The sequence below is a fragment of the Streptomyces sp. NBC_00273 genome (genome assembly GCF_036178145.1).
Classification (GTDB): Bacteria; Actinomycetota; Actinomycetes; order Streptomycetales; family Streptomycetaceae; genus Streptomyces.
In genome coordinates this window covers 6513087-6528664 of record NZ_CP108067.1, presented here as the reverse complement: position 1 = coordinate 6528664, position 15578 = coordinate 6513087, and the positions used below count along the sequence as shown (strand labels likewise).

14 protein-coding genes are annotated in these 15578 nt (G+C 72.5%); 6 read left to right on the top strand and 8 right to left on the bottom strand.

The features are described 5' to 3' along the window. Positions 1 to 7: 7 nt before the first annotated feature. The gene (locus OG386_RS28920) at positions 8 to 454 is read right to left on the bottom strand and encodes a gamma-glutamylcyclotransferase family protein (protein ID WP_328790529.1); all 447 of its coding nucleotides are present in this window, start codon (positions 452 to 454) and stop codon (positions 8 to 10) included. Positions 455 to 714: 260 nt separating this feature from the next. Here OG386_RS28920 and OG386_RS28915 point away from each other — a divergent pair, with 260 nt between their 5' ends. Together OG386_RS28915 and OG386_RS28910 are read left to right on the top strand one after the other, a co-directional pair. Beyond that, positions 715 to 1257, top strand: coding sequence for a hypothetical protein (locus tag OG386_RS28915; protein WP_328790528.1), 543 nt, complete (start codon positions 715 to 717; stop codon positions 1255 to 1257). A gap of 129 nt (positions 1258 to 1386) precedes the next feature. Beyond that, positions 1387 to 2043: a class F sortase gene (locus OG386_RS28910; protein ID WP_328790527.1), complete on the top strand. Its 657-nt coding sequence runs from the start codon at positions 1387 to 1389 to the stop codon at positions 2041 to 2043. A 15-nt stretch (positions 2044 to 2058) separates the two neighbouring features. Here OG386_RS28910 and OG386_RS28905 read toward each other — a convergent pair whose 3' ends face one another. From OG386_RS28905 to OG386_RS28895, 3 genes are all read right to left on the bottom strand, one after another. After that, positions 2059 to 2835, bottom strand: coding sequence for a sulfite exporter TauE/SafE family protein (locus tag OG386_RS28905; RefSeq protein ID WP_030012032.1), 777 nt, complete (start codon positions 2833 to 2835; stop codon positions 2059 to 2061). A 36-nt stretch (positions 2836 to 2871) separates the two neighbouring features. Beyond that, entirely contained in the window at positions 2872 to 3159 is a 288-nt protein-coding gene (locus tag OG386_RS28900) for a hypothetical protein (RefSeq protein ID WP_328790526.1), read from the bottom strand. Positions 3160 to 3274: 115 nt separating this feature from the next. Next, positions 3275 to 4570, bottom strand: a complete 1296-nt coding sequence (locus tag OG386_RS28895; protein ID WP_328790525.1) for a ferredoxin reductase family protein — start codon at positions 4568 to 4570, stop codon at positions 3275 to 3277. Positions 4571 to 4727: 157 nt separating this feature from the next. Between OG386_RS28895 and OG386_RS28890 the strand changes: the two genes are divergently transcribed. Genes OG386_RS28890 through nirD form a run of 3 tightly spaced genes read left to right on the top strand, consistent with a single transcriptional unit; the run spans position 4728 to position 8885 of the window. Next, on the top strand, positions 4728 to 6029 hold the full coding sequence (locus OG386_RS28890; RefSeq protein WP_328790524.1) for an NAD(P)/FAD-dependent oxidoreductase: 1302 nt from the start codon (positions 4728 to 4730) through the stop codon (positions 6027 to 6029). Between the two features lies 1 nt (position 6030). After that, positions 6031 to 8556 carry a nitrite reductase large subunit NirB gene (gene nirB / locus OG386_RS28885; protein ID WP_328790523.1) on the top strand — a complete coding sequence of 842 codons (2526 nt, stop codon included), beginning with the start codon at positions 6031 to 6033 and terminating at the stop codon, positions 8554 to 8556. Then, positions 8553 to 8885 (top strand): nitrite reductase small subunit NirD, encoded by a 333-nt coding sequence (gene nirD, locus OG386_RS28880; RefSeq protein ID WP_327385484.1) that lies wholly within the window; start codon positions 8553 to 8555, stop codon positions 8883 to 8885. Before nirB ends, nirD begins: the two co-directional genes overlap by 4 nt. A gap of 42 nt (positions 8886 to 8927) precedes the next feature. On the opposite strand, the gene OG386_RS28875 is transcribed toward nirD, so the two are convergent. Together OG386_RS28875 and OG386_RS28870 are read right to left on the bottom strand one after the other, a co-directional pair. Beyond that, entirely contained in the window at positions 8928 to 9335 is a 408-nt protein-coding gene (locus tag OG386_RS28875; protein WP_030010766.1) for a VOC family protein, read from the bottom strand. A 147-nt stretch (positions 9336 to 9482) separates the two neighbouring features. After that, positions 9483 to 9947, bottom strand: a complete 465-nt coding sequence (locus OG386_RS28870) for a group III truncated hemoglobin (protein WP_328790522.1) — start codon at positions 9945 to 9947, stop codon at positions 9483 to 9485. 209 nt (positions 9948 to 10156) lie between these two features. Here OG386_RS28870 and OG386_RS28865 point away from each other — a divergent pair, with 209 nt between their 5' ends. Then, complete coding sequence (locus OG386_RS28865) at positions 10157 to 11317, top strand: alkaline phosphatase PhoX (protein WP_328790521.1); 1161 nt, start codon at positions 10157 to 10159, stop codon at positions 11315 to 11317. A gap of 163 nt (positions 11318 to 11480) precedes the next feature. Here the strand turns inward: OG386_RS28865 and OG386_RS28860 are convergent, their stop codons facing one another. Beyond that, positions 11481 to 12479, bottom strand: a complete 999-nt coding sequence (locus tag OG386_RS28860; RefSeq protein ID WP_327385480.1) for an ArsR/SmtB family transcription factor — start codon at positions 12477 to 12479, stop codon at positions 11481 to 11483. A 384-nt stretch (positions 12480 to 12863) separates the two neighbouring features. Further along, a complete protein-coding gene (ppdK, locus tag OG386_RS28855; protein ID WP_328790520.1) occupies positions 12864 to 15572 on the bottom strand; it encodes a pyruvate, phosphate dikinase in 2709 nt (902 codons plus the stop codon). Positions 15573 to 15578: the final 6 nt, after the last annotated feature.

Below are 15578 nucleotides of genomic sequence, written 5' to 3'. Positions count from 1 at the left end.
CCGCGGGTCAGCGGCGCGCGAACCAGTCGCCGCCGGGGATCTCGGTGCCCGATTCCCGCAGGTCGCGGGCGATCAGCGGGGCCGCCAGGTAGACCCAGGCGCGGACCGTGGTGCCGTCGGGGCGCAGGGCCGGGCGGGCCATCCGGTCGTAGACGTTCCCCGGGCGGCCCGGGCCCCCGTACTCCTCCAGCTGGTCCAGCGCGGCCAGCAGCTTCCCGTAGGCGCCCGGCGCCGCCGTGATCAGCTCGCCGACGACCGCCGTGCCGGGACGGTGGACCGCGTACGGATATCCGGGGCCGTCGTAGAGCGCCGCGTCCGGGAGGACGGCCGGCTCCTCCGAGGCCGTGCGGCCGCGCAGGAAGAGGTCGTGGTTGACCTCGCCCGGGCGCAGGGTCCCGTAGACGAAGAACGGGAGCGGATCGCTCGGGTCCGGTAGCCGTTCGACCGATGTCACGGGGCCCTCCCTCAGCAATGGCGCGGCAGTGCGCGGGCCGGGCCGAAGGTCCCGGCCCCTCCGCGCCCCACCACCGTACGCACCGCCGGAGTCACCCGGACGGCGCGGGGTGCTCCGATGGCCGCGGTACACGTGTTGACCTGCGAGGACGACCCCCGGTCGGGTCCCGAACAGGCATACCTGACGGAACATCAGCAGGCGTGCGGCGGGCGGGCCGGGTTTCCTCGGAAGCACGACCCCGTGTCTCCAGGAGAGTCCCCATGCGCCGACGTACCGCACACCTGTTGACCGCGACCGCGCTGACCGCCGCCGCGTTCACGGGTCCGGTCGCCGGCGCGGTCGCCGCCGCGGAACTCGGCGTGGTGGGCTTCGCACCCGGGGACTTCGCGCCGCTGGAGGTGTGGCCCAAGTCGGCCGCCCCCGGGGCCACCGTCACCGTGAACACCACCGCCTGCGGCAGTGGCAGCCACGCGGACGGCGATGCCACCACCGTGGGCGGCGGCCGGTTCAAGCTGGTCCCGGGCACCCACAAGGAGGTGGTCGTGGGACAGTTCCAGATCGCCCACGGCACCCGCGGCGGCACCTACGCCATCGGCGCGACCTGCGCGAACGGCAAGTTCGCCACCGGCAACCTGATCGTCACCGAGCGCGGCCCGCAGGGCCACGTCAACACCGGGGTGGGCGGTGGCACGACCACCACCACCGACCCCGCCAAGATCGCGGCGGGGGCGGCCGTTCTGGCCGCTGCCGCCGTCGGCGGTACCTGGCTCCTGCGTCGCCGGGCGAGCGGCACGCGGAGCTGACGGACGCCCACCGCGGCTCCGGCCGCGGTCCGACCGGTACCGTCCCCCGTCGCCCGCCCCGCGAGGTCCCCCCGTTCGCGGGGCCGGGCGACGGCCAGTCACCCCGAAACGGAAGCCGAGGGGGTACGCATGGGTGGCGATTTCGGTGGCGCGCGGAACCGGTTCCCCCGCACCCCCACCGCCCGCCACGGCGGACTCGTCGCGCTCGCCGCCTGTGTCGGCATCTGGCTCGTGACCAGCGGTTCGCGTGAGCCCGTCGGACCGCCGCTGCCCTCCCCCGCCGAGTCGCTGAACGCAGCCGGCGTGGTGGGCCCCGGGATCGCCCCGCTCCCCGGTTCCCCGCCGGCCCGGATCCGGATCCCCTCCATCCGGGTCGACGCCCCGTTGACCGGGCTCGGCCTGGATCCGCGCGGCAGCCTCGAAGTGCCGCCGCCGGACCGGCGCGACCTGGCCGGCTGGTACCGCGACGGCACCACCCCGGGCGCCACCGGCACCGCGGTCATCGCCGGGCACGTGGACGACGCCGCCGGGCCGGGGGTCTTCTACCACCTGGGCGCGCTGCGCCGCGGGGCCTCCATCGAGATCCCGCGCGCGGACGGCCGTACGGCGGTGTTCACGGTGCACGCGGTCGAGGTCTACGACGCCAAGGCCTTCCCCGACACCCGCGTGTACGGGCCTTCGGCGCGCGCCGAGCTACGGGTGATCACCTGCGGCGGCGGCTTCTCGCCGCGCACGGGCTACCGCGGCAACGTGGTCGTCTTCGCGCACCTCACCGGGACGTACTAGCGGCCCCCGGGGCGTCTAGCCCCACTGCTCGAAGCCGAGCTTGAGCACCAGCGCGCCCACGACCGTCAGCAGCACGCCGCGGACGAAGCCGCTGCCCTTCTTGAGCGCCATACCGGCGCCGATCATGCCGCCGGCCAGGTTGAACACCGCCATGAGTGCGGCCAGCTGCCACAGCACCATGCCCTGGTAGGCGAACATCGCGAGCGCCCCGGCGTTGGTGCAACAGTTCACGATCTTGGCGGTGGCGGAGGCGGTGACCAGGTCGAGGTGGAGCAGTGCCGTGAGCGCGAGCACCAGGAAGGTGCCGGTGCCGGGCCCGATGAGGCCGTCGTAGAAGCCGATGCCCAGGCCCGCGAGTCCGATGGCGAGCAGCACCCGTTGCCGGCTGACGGGCGCGGTCGAGGGGGCGGTGCCGAAGCCCGGCTTGAAGATCACGACGCCCGCGACGATCACGAGGACCACCATGATCAACGGGCGGAGGGCGTCCTTGCTGATGCCGCCGGCGAGCGCGGCTCCGCCCATCGAGCCGGCGAGCGCGGCCAGGCCGATGCGGACGGCCAGCTTCACGTTCACCGGGGCCTTGCGGGCGTACGTCACGGCCGCCCCCGCGGTGCCGACGATGGCCACGGCCTTGTTGGTACCGAGGACGGTGGCGGGGTGGGCGTTCGGCAGGCCGAGGAGAAGCGCGGGCAGGAGCAGCAGGCCGCCGCCGCCCACCACCGCATCGATCCAGCCGGCCGCAGCCGCGGCCACGCACAGGACGATGATCATGGTCGTTGATATGTCAGGCACGAACTGACCCTATGGAGCTGTCGGTGCAGTGACCATTCAATTCCCTGAAACTTGCGCAAAGGTTGAGCTTTGCCGAGCCGGGACCCGGTCCGGGGCCACCGGAGCCGCCGGGTCCACGGCCGCCGTCAGCACGGTCGCGGCCAGCACGCTGACCGCCCCCAGCCCCGCCGCCAGCTGCTGCGCGGGCGGTACGCAAGCCAGCGCGGCCAGTGCGGCCCGCACCGGCGAGGGACGCCGCGGCTTGCGGTGCCGGGCCGCGGCCGCCGCCGCGGGAGCCTCGGCGCCGACGGGTACGGAGAGGGCGACGTGCAGCGGGTGACGCATGGGGCGGTGACTCCTCGGAGAACGCGGGAACGCAGGGATCGCGGGAAACGCAGGGAACGCGGGGGTGGCCCGGCATCGCGGGGATCGCGGGGATCGCGGGCAGTGGGCGCGCGGCTCAGAAGCTGAAGCACTCCGAATGGATGCGGCCGGCCGGCACCCCGGCCCGCAGCAGCGCGGCCCGGGTCGCCCCGGCCATCCCCGGCGGCCCGCACAGGTACACGTCGTGCTCGGCCAGGTCGGGCACCAGCGCGGCCAGCGCCTGCGGGGCCAGCGGGTCGTAGGCCGCGCCGGACGGCCCGAGCAGGTAGTGCAGACCGGCCTGCCGCTCGGCGGCGATGGCCTCCAGCTCGGCCCGCAGGACCAGGTGCTCCTCGGTCCCGGCCCGGTAGAGCAGGGTGATGTCCCCGGGGCCCCCGGGCAGCGTCTCGAACAGGGCCCGCATCGGGGTGATCCCGACCCCGCCCGCGATCAGCAGCACCTTGGGCCGGGTCCGCCGGGCGGCGGTGAGCGCGCCGAACGGCCCGGTGGCCAGCACCCGCGTCCCGGGGCGCAGCCGGCGGATCCGGCGGGAGTGGCCGCCGAGCCCCTTCACGGTGATCCGCAGGGCGTTGCCGCGGACGGGCGCGGACAGCGAGAACGGCAGGGCCGTGTGCCACAGTCGCCGCTGGAGGAACCGCCAGCGCAGGAACTGGCCCGGCTCCGCGCGCAGTTCCGCGAGGTGCTCTCCGTAGACGACGACGGAGACCACCCCGGGGCCCTCGACCCGGACGTCCGCGACCCGCAGCGCGTGCCGCAGGGCCTGCCGTACGGGAACCACGGCGCGGTACCAGAGCAGCAGGACGGCGACCACGGTGTGGGCGAGCGCCCAGAACCAGGCGGCCGCGGCCAGATCGGGGCCGGCGAGCTGGTGCCCGAAGGCGAGGGCGGCGGCGACGTAGACCAGCAGGTGCACCCCTCGCCAGGTTTCGTGCGGCACCCGGCGACGTACCGCCCGGGCGGAGGTCACGCCGACCGCGGCCAGGAGGACGGTCCCGGCAGCGGCGGCGGCGAGCGCGGGGTAACCGAGCAGCTCCGAGGCGGCGGAGACCACGTCGATCCCCTCGTGCACGGCGTATCCGAGCAGGGCGAAGGTTCCGTGCCCGAAGACGAGCAGCAGGACGTACCGGCCGCCGAAGGCGTGCCAGCGGGCGAGCCGGTCGGCGCCGACCCCGTGCTCGACGGCGGGTACCCGGGCCATCAGGAACAGCAGCACCAGCACCCCGTACCCGGCGAGCAGACCGGACAGGTGCGCGGCGGTGGCGAACAGCGCGTCGGGCCGGGCCGAGGGCCGCACCTGCGCCGCCCAGAGCAGGGTCACCACCCCCGCACCGCCCAGCATCCCGCCCCTCACCCGTACCACCGCATTCCGCATACGGATCACGCTAAGGGCGCAGGTGGCGGCCCCGATGGTGCTTAAGGCGGCCTTGAGGAAGGCCTCACCGACCCTTAACCCCGGCGCTGAGGTCGGCGTTCCGTCCGGGTAACAGGGGCGATGCCGTGGGGAAACAGCGGCCGCGCACGCTCGTGGCATGACCTCGGACCAGCGTGTGGTGGTGATCGGCGGCGGCCTCGCGGGCCTGCGGCTCGCGCAGCGGCTCGGCCCGGCCGCGGCCGTGACCGTCCTCGGCGAGGAGACCCACGCGCCGTACAACCGGGTCCTGCTCGCCGAGGTCCTCGCGGGCCGGTACGCACCGGAGGTGACGGCCCTTCCGGCGCCCGGCCCGGCGCTGCGGCGCGGGGTGCGGGCGGTGCGCGTGGACCGCGCGGAGCGGGCCGTGCACTGCGACGACGGCACGGTGGCCCGGTACGACACGCTGGTGCTGGCCACCGGTTCGAACGCGGTGCTCCCGCCGCTGCGCGGGCTGTTCGAACCCGAGGGGCGGGACCTCCCGGACGGGGTGCACGCCTTCCGCACGATGGACGACTGCCTGGCGCTCTCGGCGGCCGTGCGGCCCGGGGTCCGCGCGGTGGTGATCGGCGGGGGCCTGCTGGGCGTCTCGGCGGCCCGTGCGCTGGCCGCCCGGGGGGCGCAGGTGGTCCTCGCCCAGCAGGGCGAGCGGTTGATGGAGCGCCAGCTGGACGCGGACGCCTCCGCCCTGCTGCACGCGCACCTGACCTCGCTCGGCGTCGAGATCCACACGGAATGCCGGGTCCGCGGCCTGAGCACGACGCATCCAGCCCCGCCGGCGTTCGAGGCGCGGGGCTCCGGGGGCAGCGCCCCCGGCAACGGCGCCGCACCAGGACAACGGCGCGTCACCGGGGTAGAGCTCGCCGACGGCTACCGGCTCGACGCCGATGTCGTCGTGCTCGCCTGCGGCGTACGCCCCCGCACCGGCCTGGCCCGGGCCGCCGGACTGGACGTCCGCACCGGCATCGTGGTCGACGACCACCTCCGCACCACGGACCCCCGCATCCACGCCATCGGCGACTGCGCCGAACACGCCGGCCAGGTGTACGGCCTCGCGGGCGCCGCCCTCGAGCAGGCCGACGCCCTGGCCGCGCTCCTCACCGGCGTCACCGACGTCACCGGCGAGCCCGCGCAGTACACCGGCACCCGCGCCCTCACCCGCCTCACCCTCACCACCGACGGGGACCGCTCCCTCGATCTCGCCGCCTTCGGCGAGACCACCCCCCTGCCCGGCGACGACGTGGTCCGCCTCGCCGACGCCACCCGCCGCACCTACCGCAAGGTCGTCCTGCGGGGCGACCGCCTCGTCGGCGGGGTCCTGCTCGGCGAGCTCTCCACCGTGGGGGCCCTCGCCCGCACCTGGGAGGGCGAGGAACCACCGCACGACCTGTTCCACCTGCTCACCGACGACGGAGGCCACTGACATGACCGAGCCCCTGCCCACGATCGTGCTCATCGGGCACGGCATGGTCGGCCAGCGCTACCTCGAGGCACTCGCCGAGCGCGGGGTCACCGCCACGCACCGGATCACCGTGCTCTGCGAGGAGCCCCGGCCCGCCTACGACCGCGTGCACCTGACCTCGTACTTCTCCGGCAGCACCGCCGAGGACCTGTCCATGACGCCCGCCGGGTTCATGGAGGAGCACGGCATCGCCCTCCACCTCGACGACCCCGCCGAGCACATCGACCGGGCCGCCCGCAGGGTCACCTCCCGGTCCGGGCAGGTGTTCCCGTACGACGTCCTGGTGCTGGCCACCGGCAGCTATCCCTTCGTGCCGCCGGTCCCGGGCAAGGACGCCCCCGGCTGCTTCGTCTACCGCACGATCGAGGACCTCCTCGCGATCGAGGAGTACGCGAAGGACCGCGGCTCCGGCGCCGTCGTCGGCGGCGGCCTGCTCGGCCTGGAGGCCGCCGGCGCACTCCAGGGGCTGGGCCTGGCCACCCGCATCGTCGAGTTCGCCCCGCGCCTGATGCCCGTACAGGTCGACGAGGGCGGCGGCGCGGCCCTGCTGCGCACCATCGAATCCATGGGACTGACCGTCCACACCGGCGTCGGCACCCAGGAGGTGGTGACCGGCGAGGACGGCCACGTCAGCGGAATGCGGCTCTCCGACGGCTCCACCGTCGACACCGACCTCGTCGTCTTCTCGGCCGGCGTCCGCCCCCGCGACCAGCTGGCCCGCGACTGCGGACTGGACGTCGGCGAGCGCGGCGGCATCGCGGTCGACGCCCGCTGCCGCACCTCCGACGCGCACGTCTACGCCATCGGCGAGTGCGCCCTCGCGGTCGACGGCCGGGTCTACGGGCTGGTCGCCCCCGGCTACGAGATGGCCGAGACGGCCGCCGACGACCTGCTGGGCCGCGAGAAGGAGTTCACCGGAGCCGACCTCTCCACCAAGCTCAAGCTCCTCGGCGTGGACGTGGCCTCCTTCGGCGACGCCCACGGCGCCACCCCGGACAGCCTCGACGTCGTCTGGTCCGACTCCCGCTCCGGGGTCTACAAGAAGCTGGTCGTCTCCCCCGACGGCGTCCTCCTCGGCGGGGTGCTGGTCGGCGACGCGGACTCCTACGGGCTGCTGCGCCCGCTCACCGGAAGCGTCCCGCCCGTGGCCCCCGAGCAGCTGGTGCTGCCCGCCGGGGTCGGCGCCCCGGTGGCCCTCGGGCCGTCCGCGCTCCCCGACCACGCGGTGATCTGCTCCTGCCACAACGTCACCAAGAAGGCCATCGCCGCCTGTGACACCCTCGCCGAGGTCAAGAAGTGCACCAAGGCGGGCACCGGCTGCGGCAGCTGCGTCAAGGTGATCGGGCAACTGCTGCCCGCCGCCACCGACAAGGGGCTGTGCGGCTGCTTCCCCTTCACCCGGGCCGAGCTCTACGAGATCGTCCGCACCCGCCGGCTGACCTCGTACGAGGAGATCCTCGACGGCCACGGCCGCCCGGAGGCCCGCGGCGGCGACGGCTGCGAGGTCTGCAAGCCCACCGTCGGCTCGATCATCGCCTCGCTCGCCCCGACCCTCGGCGCGAGCGGCTACGTCCTGGACGGGGAACAGGCCGCCCTCCAGGACACCAACGACCACTTCCTCGCGAACATGCAGCGCAACGGCTCCTACTCGGTCGTCCCGCGCATCCCCGGCGGTGAGATCACCCCCGACAAGCTGATCGTGATCGGCGAGGTGGCCCGTGACTTCGGGCTCTACACGAAGATCACCGGCGGCCAGCGGATCGACCTCTTCGGGGCGAGCGTGGACCAGCTCCCGCGGATCTGGGCGCGGCTCGTCGACGCCGGGTTCGAGTCCGGGCACGCGTACGGGAAGGCCCTGCGCACGGTGAAGTCCTGCGTGGGACAGACCTGGTGCCGCTACGGGGTCCAGGACAGCGTCCGGATGGCCATCGACCTGGAGCTCCGCTACCGGGGGCTGCGCGCCCCGCACAAGCTCAAGTCGGCGGTCTCCGGCTGCGCCCGCGAGTGCGCGGAGGCGCAGAGCAAGGACTTCGGCGTCATCGCGACGGCGAGTGGCTGGAACCTGTACGTGGGCGGCAACGGCGGGGCCACCCCGCGCCACGCCGACCTGCTGGCCCAGGACCTGTCGGACGCGGAACTGGTCCGGCTGATCGACCGGTTCCTGATGTTCTACATCCGCACCGCCGACCGGCTGGAGCGGACCTCCACCTGGCTGGAGCGGCTGGAGGGGGGCCTGGACCACCTGCGGGACGTGGTCGTGCACGACTCGCTGGGACTGTGCGCGGAGCTGGAGGCCCTGATGGCCGACCACGTGGCGCACTACCGCGACGAATGGGCCGAGACGCTCCAGGACCCGGAGCGGCTGCGCCGGTTCGTGTCCTTCGTCAATGCGCCCGGCGCCCCCGACCCGACCGTGAAGTTCGTTCCCGAGCGCGACCAGGTCAAGCCCGACCTGGCCGTCCTGACCATAGGAGGACCCGTCCGATGACCGTGGAACTGCAGGTTGCGCAGGGCTGGCTGACGGTGTGCGAGCTTTCCTCGCTCATCCCCGGGCGCGGGGTGGCGGCCCTGCTGCCCGACGGGAGCCAGGCCGCGGTGTTCGTCGACCGCGCGGGGCGCCCGTACGCCATCGGCAACCAGGACCCCTTCACCGGGGCGCACGTGCTCTCGCGCGGGCTGGTGGGGACGGCGGGGGGCCGGCCCTTCGTGGCTTCGCCGCTGCTGAAGCAGCGCTTCGACCTGGAGTCGGGGCGCTGCCTGGACGACGAGGAGACGGTGGTCCGGACCTACCCGGTGCGGACCGCCGTGACCTCGTGACCGTGGGGTCGGAGGTGGTCAGGAAGGTGGTCAGGAGGGTGGTCAGCCCTGGACCATCGACGGGTCCATCCACATGATCTCCCAGGTGTGACCGTCGAGGTCGTCGAAGGCGCGGCCGTACATGACGCCGTGGTCCTGGGCGGGCCGGGGCTCGGTGGCGCCGGCCGCCAGGGCCCCGTCCACCAGCTCGTCGACCGCGGTGCGGCTCTCGGCGCTCAGACAGAGCAGCACCTCGGACGTCTTCGTGGCGTCCGCGATCTCCTTGTGGGTGAAGTCCTTGTAGCGGGCCTCGGTCAGGAGCATCGCGACGATGGTGTCGCTGATGACCATCGAGGCGCAGTTCTCGTCGGTGAACTGGGCGTTGAAGGAGTAGCCCAGCTTGCTCCAGAAGGCCTTGCTGGCGTCCAGGTCCTTGACCGGCAGGTTGACGAAGATCATGGTGGCGGACATCGAGGTCCCTCTTCTCTCGTGTGTGGTGCTCGGTGCGTGCTGCTCGGTGCTCAGCGCTTTCGAGAGGTAGACCTCGGGTCCCCGGGAAACTCATCGCTCCCCGCGATGTTTCTTCGAATCTTCTTGCCTGGCCTGAGAAATCGCAGGTCAGGCCAGTGAGACGAGGCTCAGCTCCAGCGCCGCCAGCGGGATGAAGCCGGCGGCGTCCTCGCCCTGCAGCGAGGCCCCGGGCCCGGCGAGGCGCTGGTGGAGGGTCAGCGCGATCCGCTCCCCCTGTACCTTGGCCCGCTCCGTGTTCGGACCCCGGTGCAGTCCGTCGATCGCGGCCCTCCACAGCTGCACCCAGCGGCCGAAGTCGGCGGCGGTCAGCTCGCGCACCGCGTGCAGAGCGGCGTGCGGGGCGAAGACGTCGCGCCGGTATTCGGCGGTGCGGAAGAGGGCCCGCTCCCAGAAATCGGTGATCCGGGGCAGGTGGGCCTCCAGGTCCGTGCCCGCGAGCTCGGTGAAGAAGGGCCCGATCCGCCGGTCGGCGAAGGCGGCCGTGTAGAAGCGGCGCAGCACGACGTCGAGGTCGGCACGGCCCGAGATGTCGGCGGCGGCGAAGTGGTTCATTGCTGCACCATCCTCCCCCACCGGGAGCCCGCCCGGGGCGGAAAGTCCCGCGGTGCGCCGCGCCACGCCGTGGCCGGCGGATGCACGTCGGGCGGTCGCTCCTGCGTCACGGGGAGTTGGCGCCCCGGCAACTGGCACCTCCTAGGTTCCTCCACGCGTGCGACCCCGCGTCCGACCGGCCGCGGGGCCTTCCTCCCACAGGAGTGACCGTGGAACGTCGTACCTTCCTGCGCGGCGCAGTGATCGGTTCGTCGGCCGCCGCCTTCGGCGGCACGTTGATGCACGGGGCCGCCTACGCCGCCCCCGCCCAGCCCGGTGCCGGACCCTACGGGGCGCTCGGCGCGGCCGACGCCAACGGCATCATGCTCCCCAGCGGCTTCACCAGCCGGGTCATCGCCCGCTCGGGCCAGACCGTCAGCGGCACCTCGTACGCCTGGCACAGCGCCCCCGACGGCGGTGCCTGCTACACCGACGGCTCGGGCTGGATCTACGTGTCCAATTCGGAGATCAACCCCTCCGGCGGCGCGAGCGCCGTGAAGTTCAACTCCTCCGGCACCGTCACCGGCGCCTACCGGATCCTCTCCGGCACCCGGCAGAACTGCGCGGGCGGCAAGACCCCCTGGAACACCTGGCTGTCCTGCGAGGAGGTCGACCGCGGCTTCGTCTACGAGACCGACCCGTACGGGGTGAACGCGGCCGTGCAGCGTCCTGCGATGGGCCGCTTCAAGCACGAGGCGGCCGCCGCCGACCCGGTGCGCCAGGTGATCTACCTGACCGAGGACGAGACCAACGGCTGCTTCTACCGCTTCGTCCCGACCACCTGGGGCAACCTCTCCTCCGGCACCCTCCAGGTCCTGAAGGCCGGCACCGCCACCTCCGGCTCCTTCACCTGGCAGAACGTCCCGGACCCGGACGGCTCGCCGACCGTGACCCGCAGCCAGGTCTCGGGCTCGAAGAAGTTCAACGGCGGCGAGGGCTGTCACTACGCCAACGACACCGTCTGGTTCACCACCAAGGGCGACAACCGGGTCTGGCAGCTGAACCTCACGAACAACACCTACGAGCTGGCCTACGACGACTCGCTCGTGCCCGGCGGCGCGGCCCCGCTGACCGGCGTCGACAACGTCACCGGGTCCTCGTACGGCGACCTGTACGTCGCCGAGGACGGCGGCAACATGGAGATCTGCGTGATCACCCCGGACGACGTGGTGGCGCCCTTCCTGCGGATCACCGGCCAGTCCTCCTCCGAGATCACCGGCCCGGCCTTCTCGCCGGCCGGCAACCGGCTCTACTTCTCCAGCCAGCGCGGTACGAGCGGCAGCTCGTCCGGCGGCATCACCTACGAGGTGACGGGCCCCTTCCGCGTATAGGCCCCGCCGGCGCTCCCTTCCAGCCCCGCCAGGGGGTACCTCCCAGCGGTAGCTGGGGGAGTTTGAGGCGCGGGGGCCCGGGGGCAGCGCCCCCGCAACGGCGCCGCACCCGCACGACCGACCGCGCCCCGACGGGTTCACCCCCGCCGGGGCGCGGCCGCGTTCACGAGGCCACGGCCCCGCCCTTCAGCAGCGCAGCCCCCAACGGCGTCACGGTGTGCAGCACCGCGTTCCCCCGCCGCAGCGTGGTCACCAGCCCCGCCTCCCGCATCACGCAGGCGTGCTGGCTCGCGGAGGCCAGCGAGACCCCGGCCCGGCGGGCCAGCTCGCTGGTGGTCGCTCCGTCCCCTATGGCCCGCAGCACGACCGAGCGGGTGTGCCCGACCAGCTTGCCCAGGGTGCGCTGGCGCTGCTCCTCCGCGGGCCGGGCCGCCTCGCCCCCCGCCGGCGCCGAAGCCAACTGCGCCGCGGCCGGGTAGACGAGGACGGGGGGTAGCTCCGGATCGTGCAGGGTCACCGCGGTGCGCCGGCAGAAGAAGGACGGCTGGAGCAGCAGCCCGCGCCCCCGCAGCCGTACGTCACGGTCCACCGGGTAGTCGCACTCCAGCACCGGAGCCCGCCAGCGCAGCATCGGCGGCAGCGAGTCCAGCAGTTCGTCCGCGCCGCCGTCCAGCAGCGCCCGACCGCGCGCCGCGCGCTCGGCTTCGATCTGGGCCTGGATGTGCGTCCAGTACGGCTCCACGGCGGCCCGGTGGTACGCACGCAACTCGCCCATGAGCCGCGGCAGCTGCTTGTCACCGCCGTCCATGAACTCCCGTAGCCGCGGCGTCATCGGCGCACCGGCGGCCAGCAGTTGCAGCTCGTGCCGCATGCGCTCGGAACGGATCCCGCGCAGCGCGTCGAGGCCCACGTCCCACCCGTACTGCCCCTCCACAGGGGTCAAGAAATCGGGGAAATAGCCACGACTCGGTATGAGCATACCGAGCGTGCGTGTTTCACTATTCAACCTGCTCCGGGTTTCAGTACGCCATTCACCGAACAACCGGGCATCGCGCCGGTCCCTTAAGCGGTGAAAGCTCAGAATCGTTTCCCACAACGCATCGGGACGCCCTGCCATCCGTACGCGTGCCAGGTCCACTCCAGTGAAATGGATACGCAGCACCGAACCCCCACCTGTGCAACCGCAATCCCCCCGCTCCATGAGTATGCATGCCGTCACACGTTGTCACCACGCCCTTTCGGCCACAGTTGAAACCCCTTTCGGCGGGGGCGTGACAACCGAAATCCTGTACTCCGCCGGGCACACTCCGGTGCGACCGAAACGCTCCGCGAAGGCCGTGGGGGGCTTTGCGGGGCCTGGCGGTCGGTCGCACCGGGAAGCGCCGACGTGCCCGGCAGAATGACAGCGGCGGTGGACGGGTGGGGATCCGTCCACCGCCTGCTGGCGTAAAGATTTGTTGAACAACAAAAATAGGCGCGCCCGCCCCCGGGCAGTCAGGGAACCCGGGGACAGGCGCGGTCTATGGGGCCCTTGGCGGCCCGTGGGTCAGCGGCTGTCGCTGCCCTTCGCCTCGGCGGCCGCACGGCCGGCCTCGAGGCGCGCCACCGGAATCCGGAAGGGCGAGCAGGAGACGTAGTCGAGGCCGACCTCGTGGAAGAAGTGGACGGACTCGGGGTCGCCGCCGTGCTCACCGCAGACGCCGAGCTTGAGGTCGGGGCGGGTGGCCCGGCCCTGCTTGACCGCGTGGCGGACGAGGGAGCCGACGCCGTCCTTGTCGATGGTCTCGAAGGGCGAGACCCCGAAGATGCCCTTCTCCAGGTAGGCGGTGAAGAAGCTGGCCTCGACGTCGTCGCGGGAGAAGCCCCACACCGTCTGGGTCAGGTCGTTCGTGCCGAAGGAGAAGAACTGCGCGGCCTCGGCGATCTGGGCGGCCGTCAGGGCGGCGCGCGGCAGCTCGATCATCGTGCCGATGCTCAGCTTGAGGTTGGTGCCGGTCGCGGCCTCGACCTCGGCGATGACCTGGACGGCCTCGTCGCGGACGATCTCCAGCTCCTGGACGGTGCCGACGAGCGGGACCATGATCTCGGCGCGCGGGTCGCCCTTGGCGTTCTTGCGCTCGGCGGCGGCCTCGGCGATCGCCCGGACCTGCATCTTGAACAGACCGGGGATGACCAGGCCGAGACGGACGCCGCGCAGGCCCAGCATCGGGTTCTGCTCGTGCAGCTTGTGCACGGCCTGGAGCAGGCGCAGGTCGTTCTCGTTGTGGTCCTTGCGGGACTCGGCGAGGGCGACGCGCACCGACAGCTCGGTGATGTCGGGCAGGAACTCGTGCAGCGGCGGGTCCAGGAGGCGGACGGTGACGGGCAGGCCGTCCATCGCCTCGAACAGCTCGACGAAGTCCTTCTTCTGCAGCGGCAGGAGGGCACTGAGTGCCTCCTCGCGCTCTCCGTCGGTGTCCGCGAGGATCAGTCGCTCCACCAGTTCACGGCGCTCGCCGAGGAACATGTGCTCGGTGCGGCACAGGCCGATGCCCTGGGCGCCGAAGCGGCGGGCGCGCAGCGCGTCCTCGGCGTTGTCGGCGTTGGCGCGCACGCGCAGGCGGCGGACGCGGTCCGCGTAGGCCATGATCCGGTGCACGGCGGCGACGAGCTCGTCGGCGTCGTCGGCGCCGGCGTGCATGCGGCCCTCGAAGTACTCGACGACCGGGGACGGTACGACGGGTACTTCACCGAGGTAGACCTTGCCGGTGGAGCCGTCGATGGAGACGACGTCGCCCTCTTCGATGACCGTCTCGCCGACCGTCATGCGGCGGCGCTTGGTGTCGACGTCGAGCTCCTCGGCGCCGCAGACACAGGTCTTGCCCATGCCGCGGGCGACGACGGCGGCGTGGGAGGTCTTGCCGCCGCGCGAGGTCAGGATGCCCTCGGAGGCGATCATGCCGTCCAGGTCGTCCGGGTTGGTCTCGCGGCGGATCAGGATGACCTTCTCGCCGGAGCGGGACCACTTGACGGCCGTGTACGAGTCGAAGACGGCCTTGCCGACCGCCGCGCCCGGGGAGGCGGCGATGCCGCGGCCGAGCAGGGTCGTTTTGGCGCCCTCGTCGAAGCGCGGGAACATCAGCTGGGCCAGCTGGTGGCCGCTGACGCGCTGGAGGGCCTCGGCCTCGTCGATCAGGCCCTGGTCCACGAGCTGCGTGGCGATGCGGAAGGCCGCGCCCGCGGTGCGCTTGCCGACGCGGGTCTGGAGCATCCACAGCTGGCCGCGCTCGATGGTGAACTCGATGTCGCAGAGATCCTTGTAGTGGGTCTCCAGCGTCGTCATGATCGTCATGAGCTGGTCGTACGAGGCCTTGTCGATGGCCTCCAGGTCCGCGAGCGGCACGGTGTTGCGGATGCCCGCGACGACGTCCTCGCCCTGGGCGTTCTGCAGGTAGTCGCCGTAGACGCCCGCGTGGCCGCTGGCGGGGTCACGGGTGAAGGCGACGCCGGTGCCGGAGTCGGGGCCGAGGTTGCCGAAGACCATGGAGCAGATGTTGACCGCGGTGCCCAGGTCGCTCGGGATGCGCTCCTGGCGGCGGTAGAGCTTGGCGCGGTCGGTGTTCCACGAGTTGAAGACGGCCTCGACGGCGAGGTCGAGCTGCTCGCGGGCGTCCTGCGGGAACTCGCGACCGGCCTGTTTGGCGACGATCTTCTTGAAGCGGGTGACCAGCTTCTTGAGGTCGGCGGCGTCGAGGTCGGTGTCGACGGTGACCTTCTTGGCGGCCTTGGCCTCGTCGAGGGCTTCCTCGAAGAGCTCGCCGTCGACGCCCAGCACGGTCTTGCCGAACATCTGGATGAGGCGGCGGTACGAGTCCCACGCGAAGCGGTCGTTACCGGCCTGGGAGGCGAGGCCGGTCACGGACTCGTCGGAGAGGCCGATGTTCAGGACGGTGTCCATCATGCCGGGCATCGAGAACTTCGCACCGGAACGCACGGAGACCAGCAGCGGGTCGTCCGACTGTCCGAGCTTCTTGCCCATCTTCGCCTCGAGGGCGGCAAGGTGGGCGCTGACCTCTTCGCGCAGCTCGGCCGGGGCCGTGCCGCTCTCGAGGTAGACCTTGCAGGCCTCGGTGGTGATGGTGAAGCCGGGAGGGACCGGCAGACCCAGGTTGGTCATCTCGGCGAGGTTGGCACCCTTGCCGCCGAGAAGGTCCTTGAGGTCGCGGTTGCCCTCGGTGAAGTCGTAGACGAACTTCTGATCTTTGTTTTCCGACACGGGTCT

Excerpts from the sequence above, each read along its gene's own strand:
- OG386_RS28915 (WP_328790528.1), top strand. The coding sequence starts at position 715 with ATGCGCCGACGTACCGCACACCTGTTGACCGCGACCGCGCTGACCGCC.
- OG386_RS28910 (WP_328790527.1), top strand. The coding sequence starts at position 1,387 with ATGGGTGGCGATTTCGGTGGCGCGCGGAACCGGTTCCCCCGCACCCCC.
- OG386_RS28900 (WP_328790526.1), bottom strand. The coding sequence starts at position 3,159 with ATGCGTCACCCGCTGCACGTCGCCCTCTCCGTACCCGTCGGCGCCGAG.
- OG386_RS28895 (WP_328790525.1), bottom strand. The coding sequence starts at position 4,570 with ATGCGGAATGCGGTGGTACGGGTGAGGGGCGGGATGCTGGGCGGTGCG.
- OG386_RS28890 (WP_328790524.1), top strand. The coding sequence starts at position 4,728 with ATGACCTCGGACCAGCGTGTGGTGGTGATCGGCGGCGGCCTCGCGGGC.
- nirB (WP_328790523.1), top strand. The coding sequence starts at position 6,031 with ATGACCGAGCCCCTGCCCACGATCGTGCTCATCGGGCACGGCATGGTC.
- nirD (WP_327385484.1), top strand. The coding sequence starts at position 8,553 with ATGACCGTGGAACTGCAGGTTGCGCAGGGCTGGCTGACGGTGTGCGAG.
- OG386_RS28875 (WP_030010766.1), bottom strand. The coding sequence starts at position 9,335 with ATGTCCGCCACCATGATCTTCGTCAACCTGCCGGTCAAGGACCTGGAC.
- OG386_RS28870 (WP_328790522.1), bottom strand. The coding sequence starts at position 9,947 with ATGAACCACTTCGCCGCCGCCGACATCTCGGGCCGTGCCGACCTCGAC.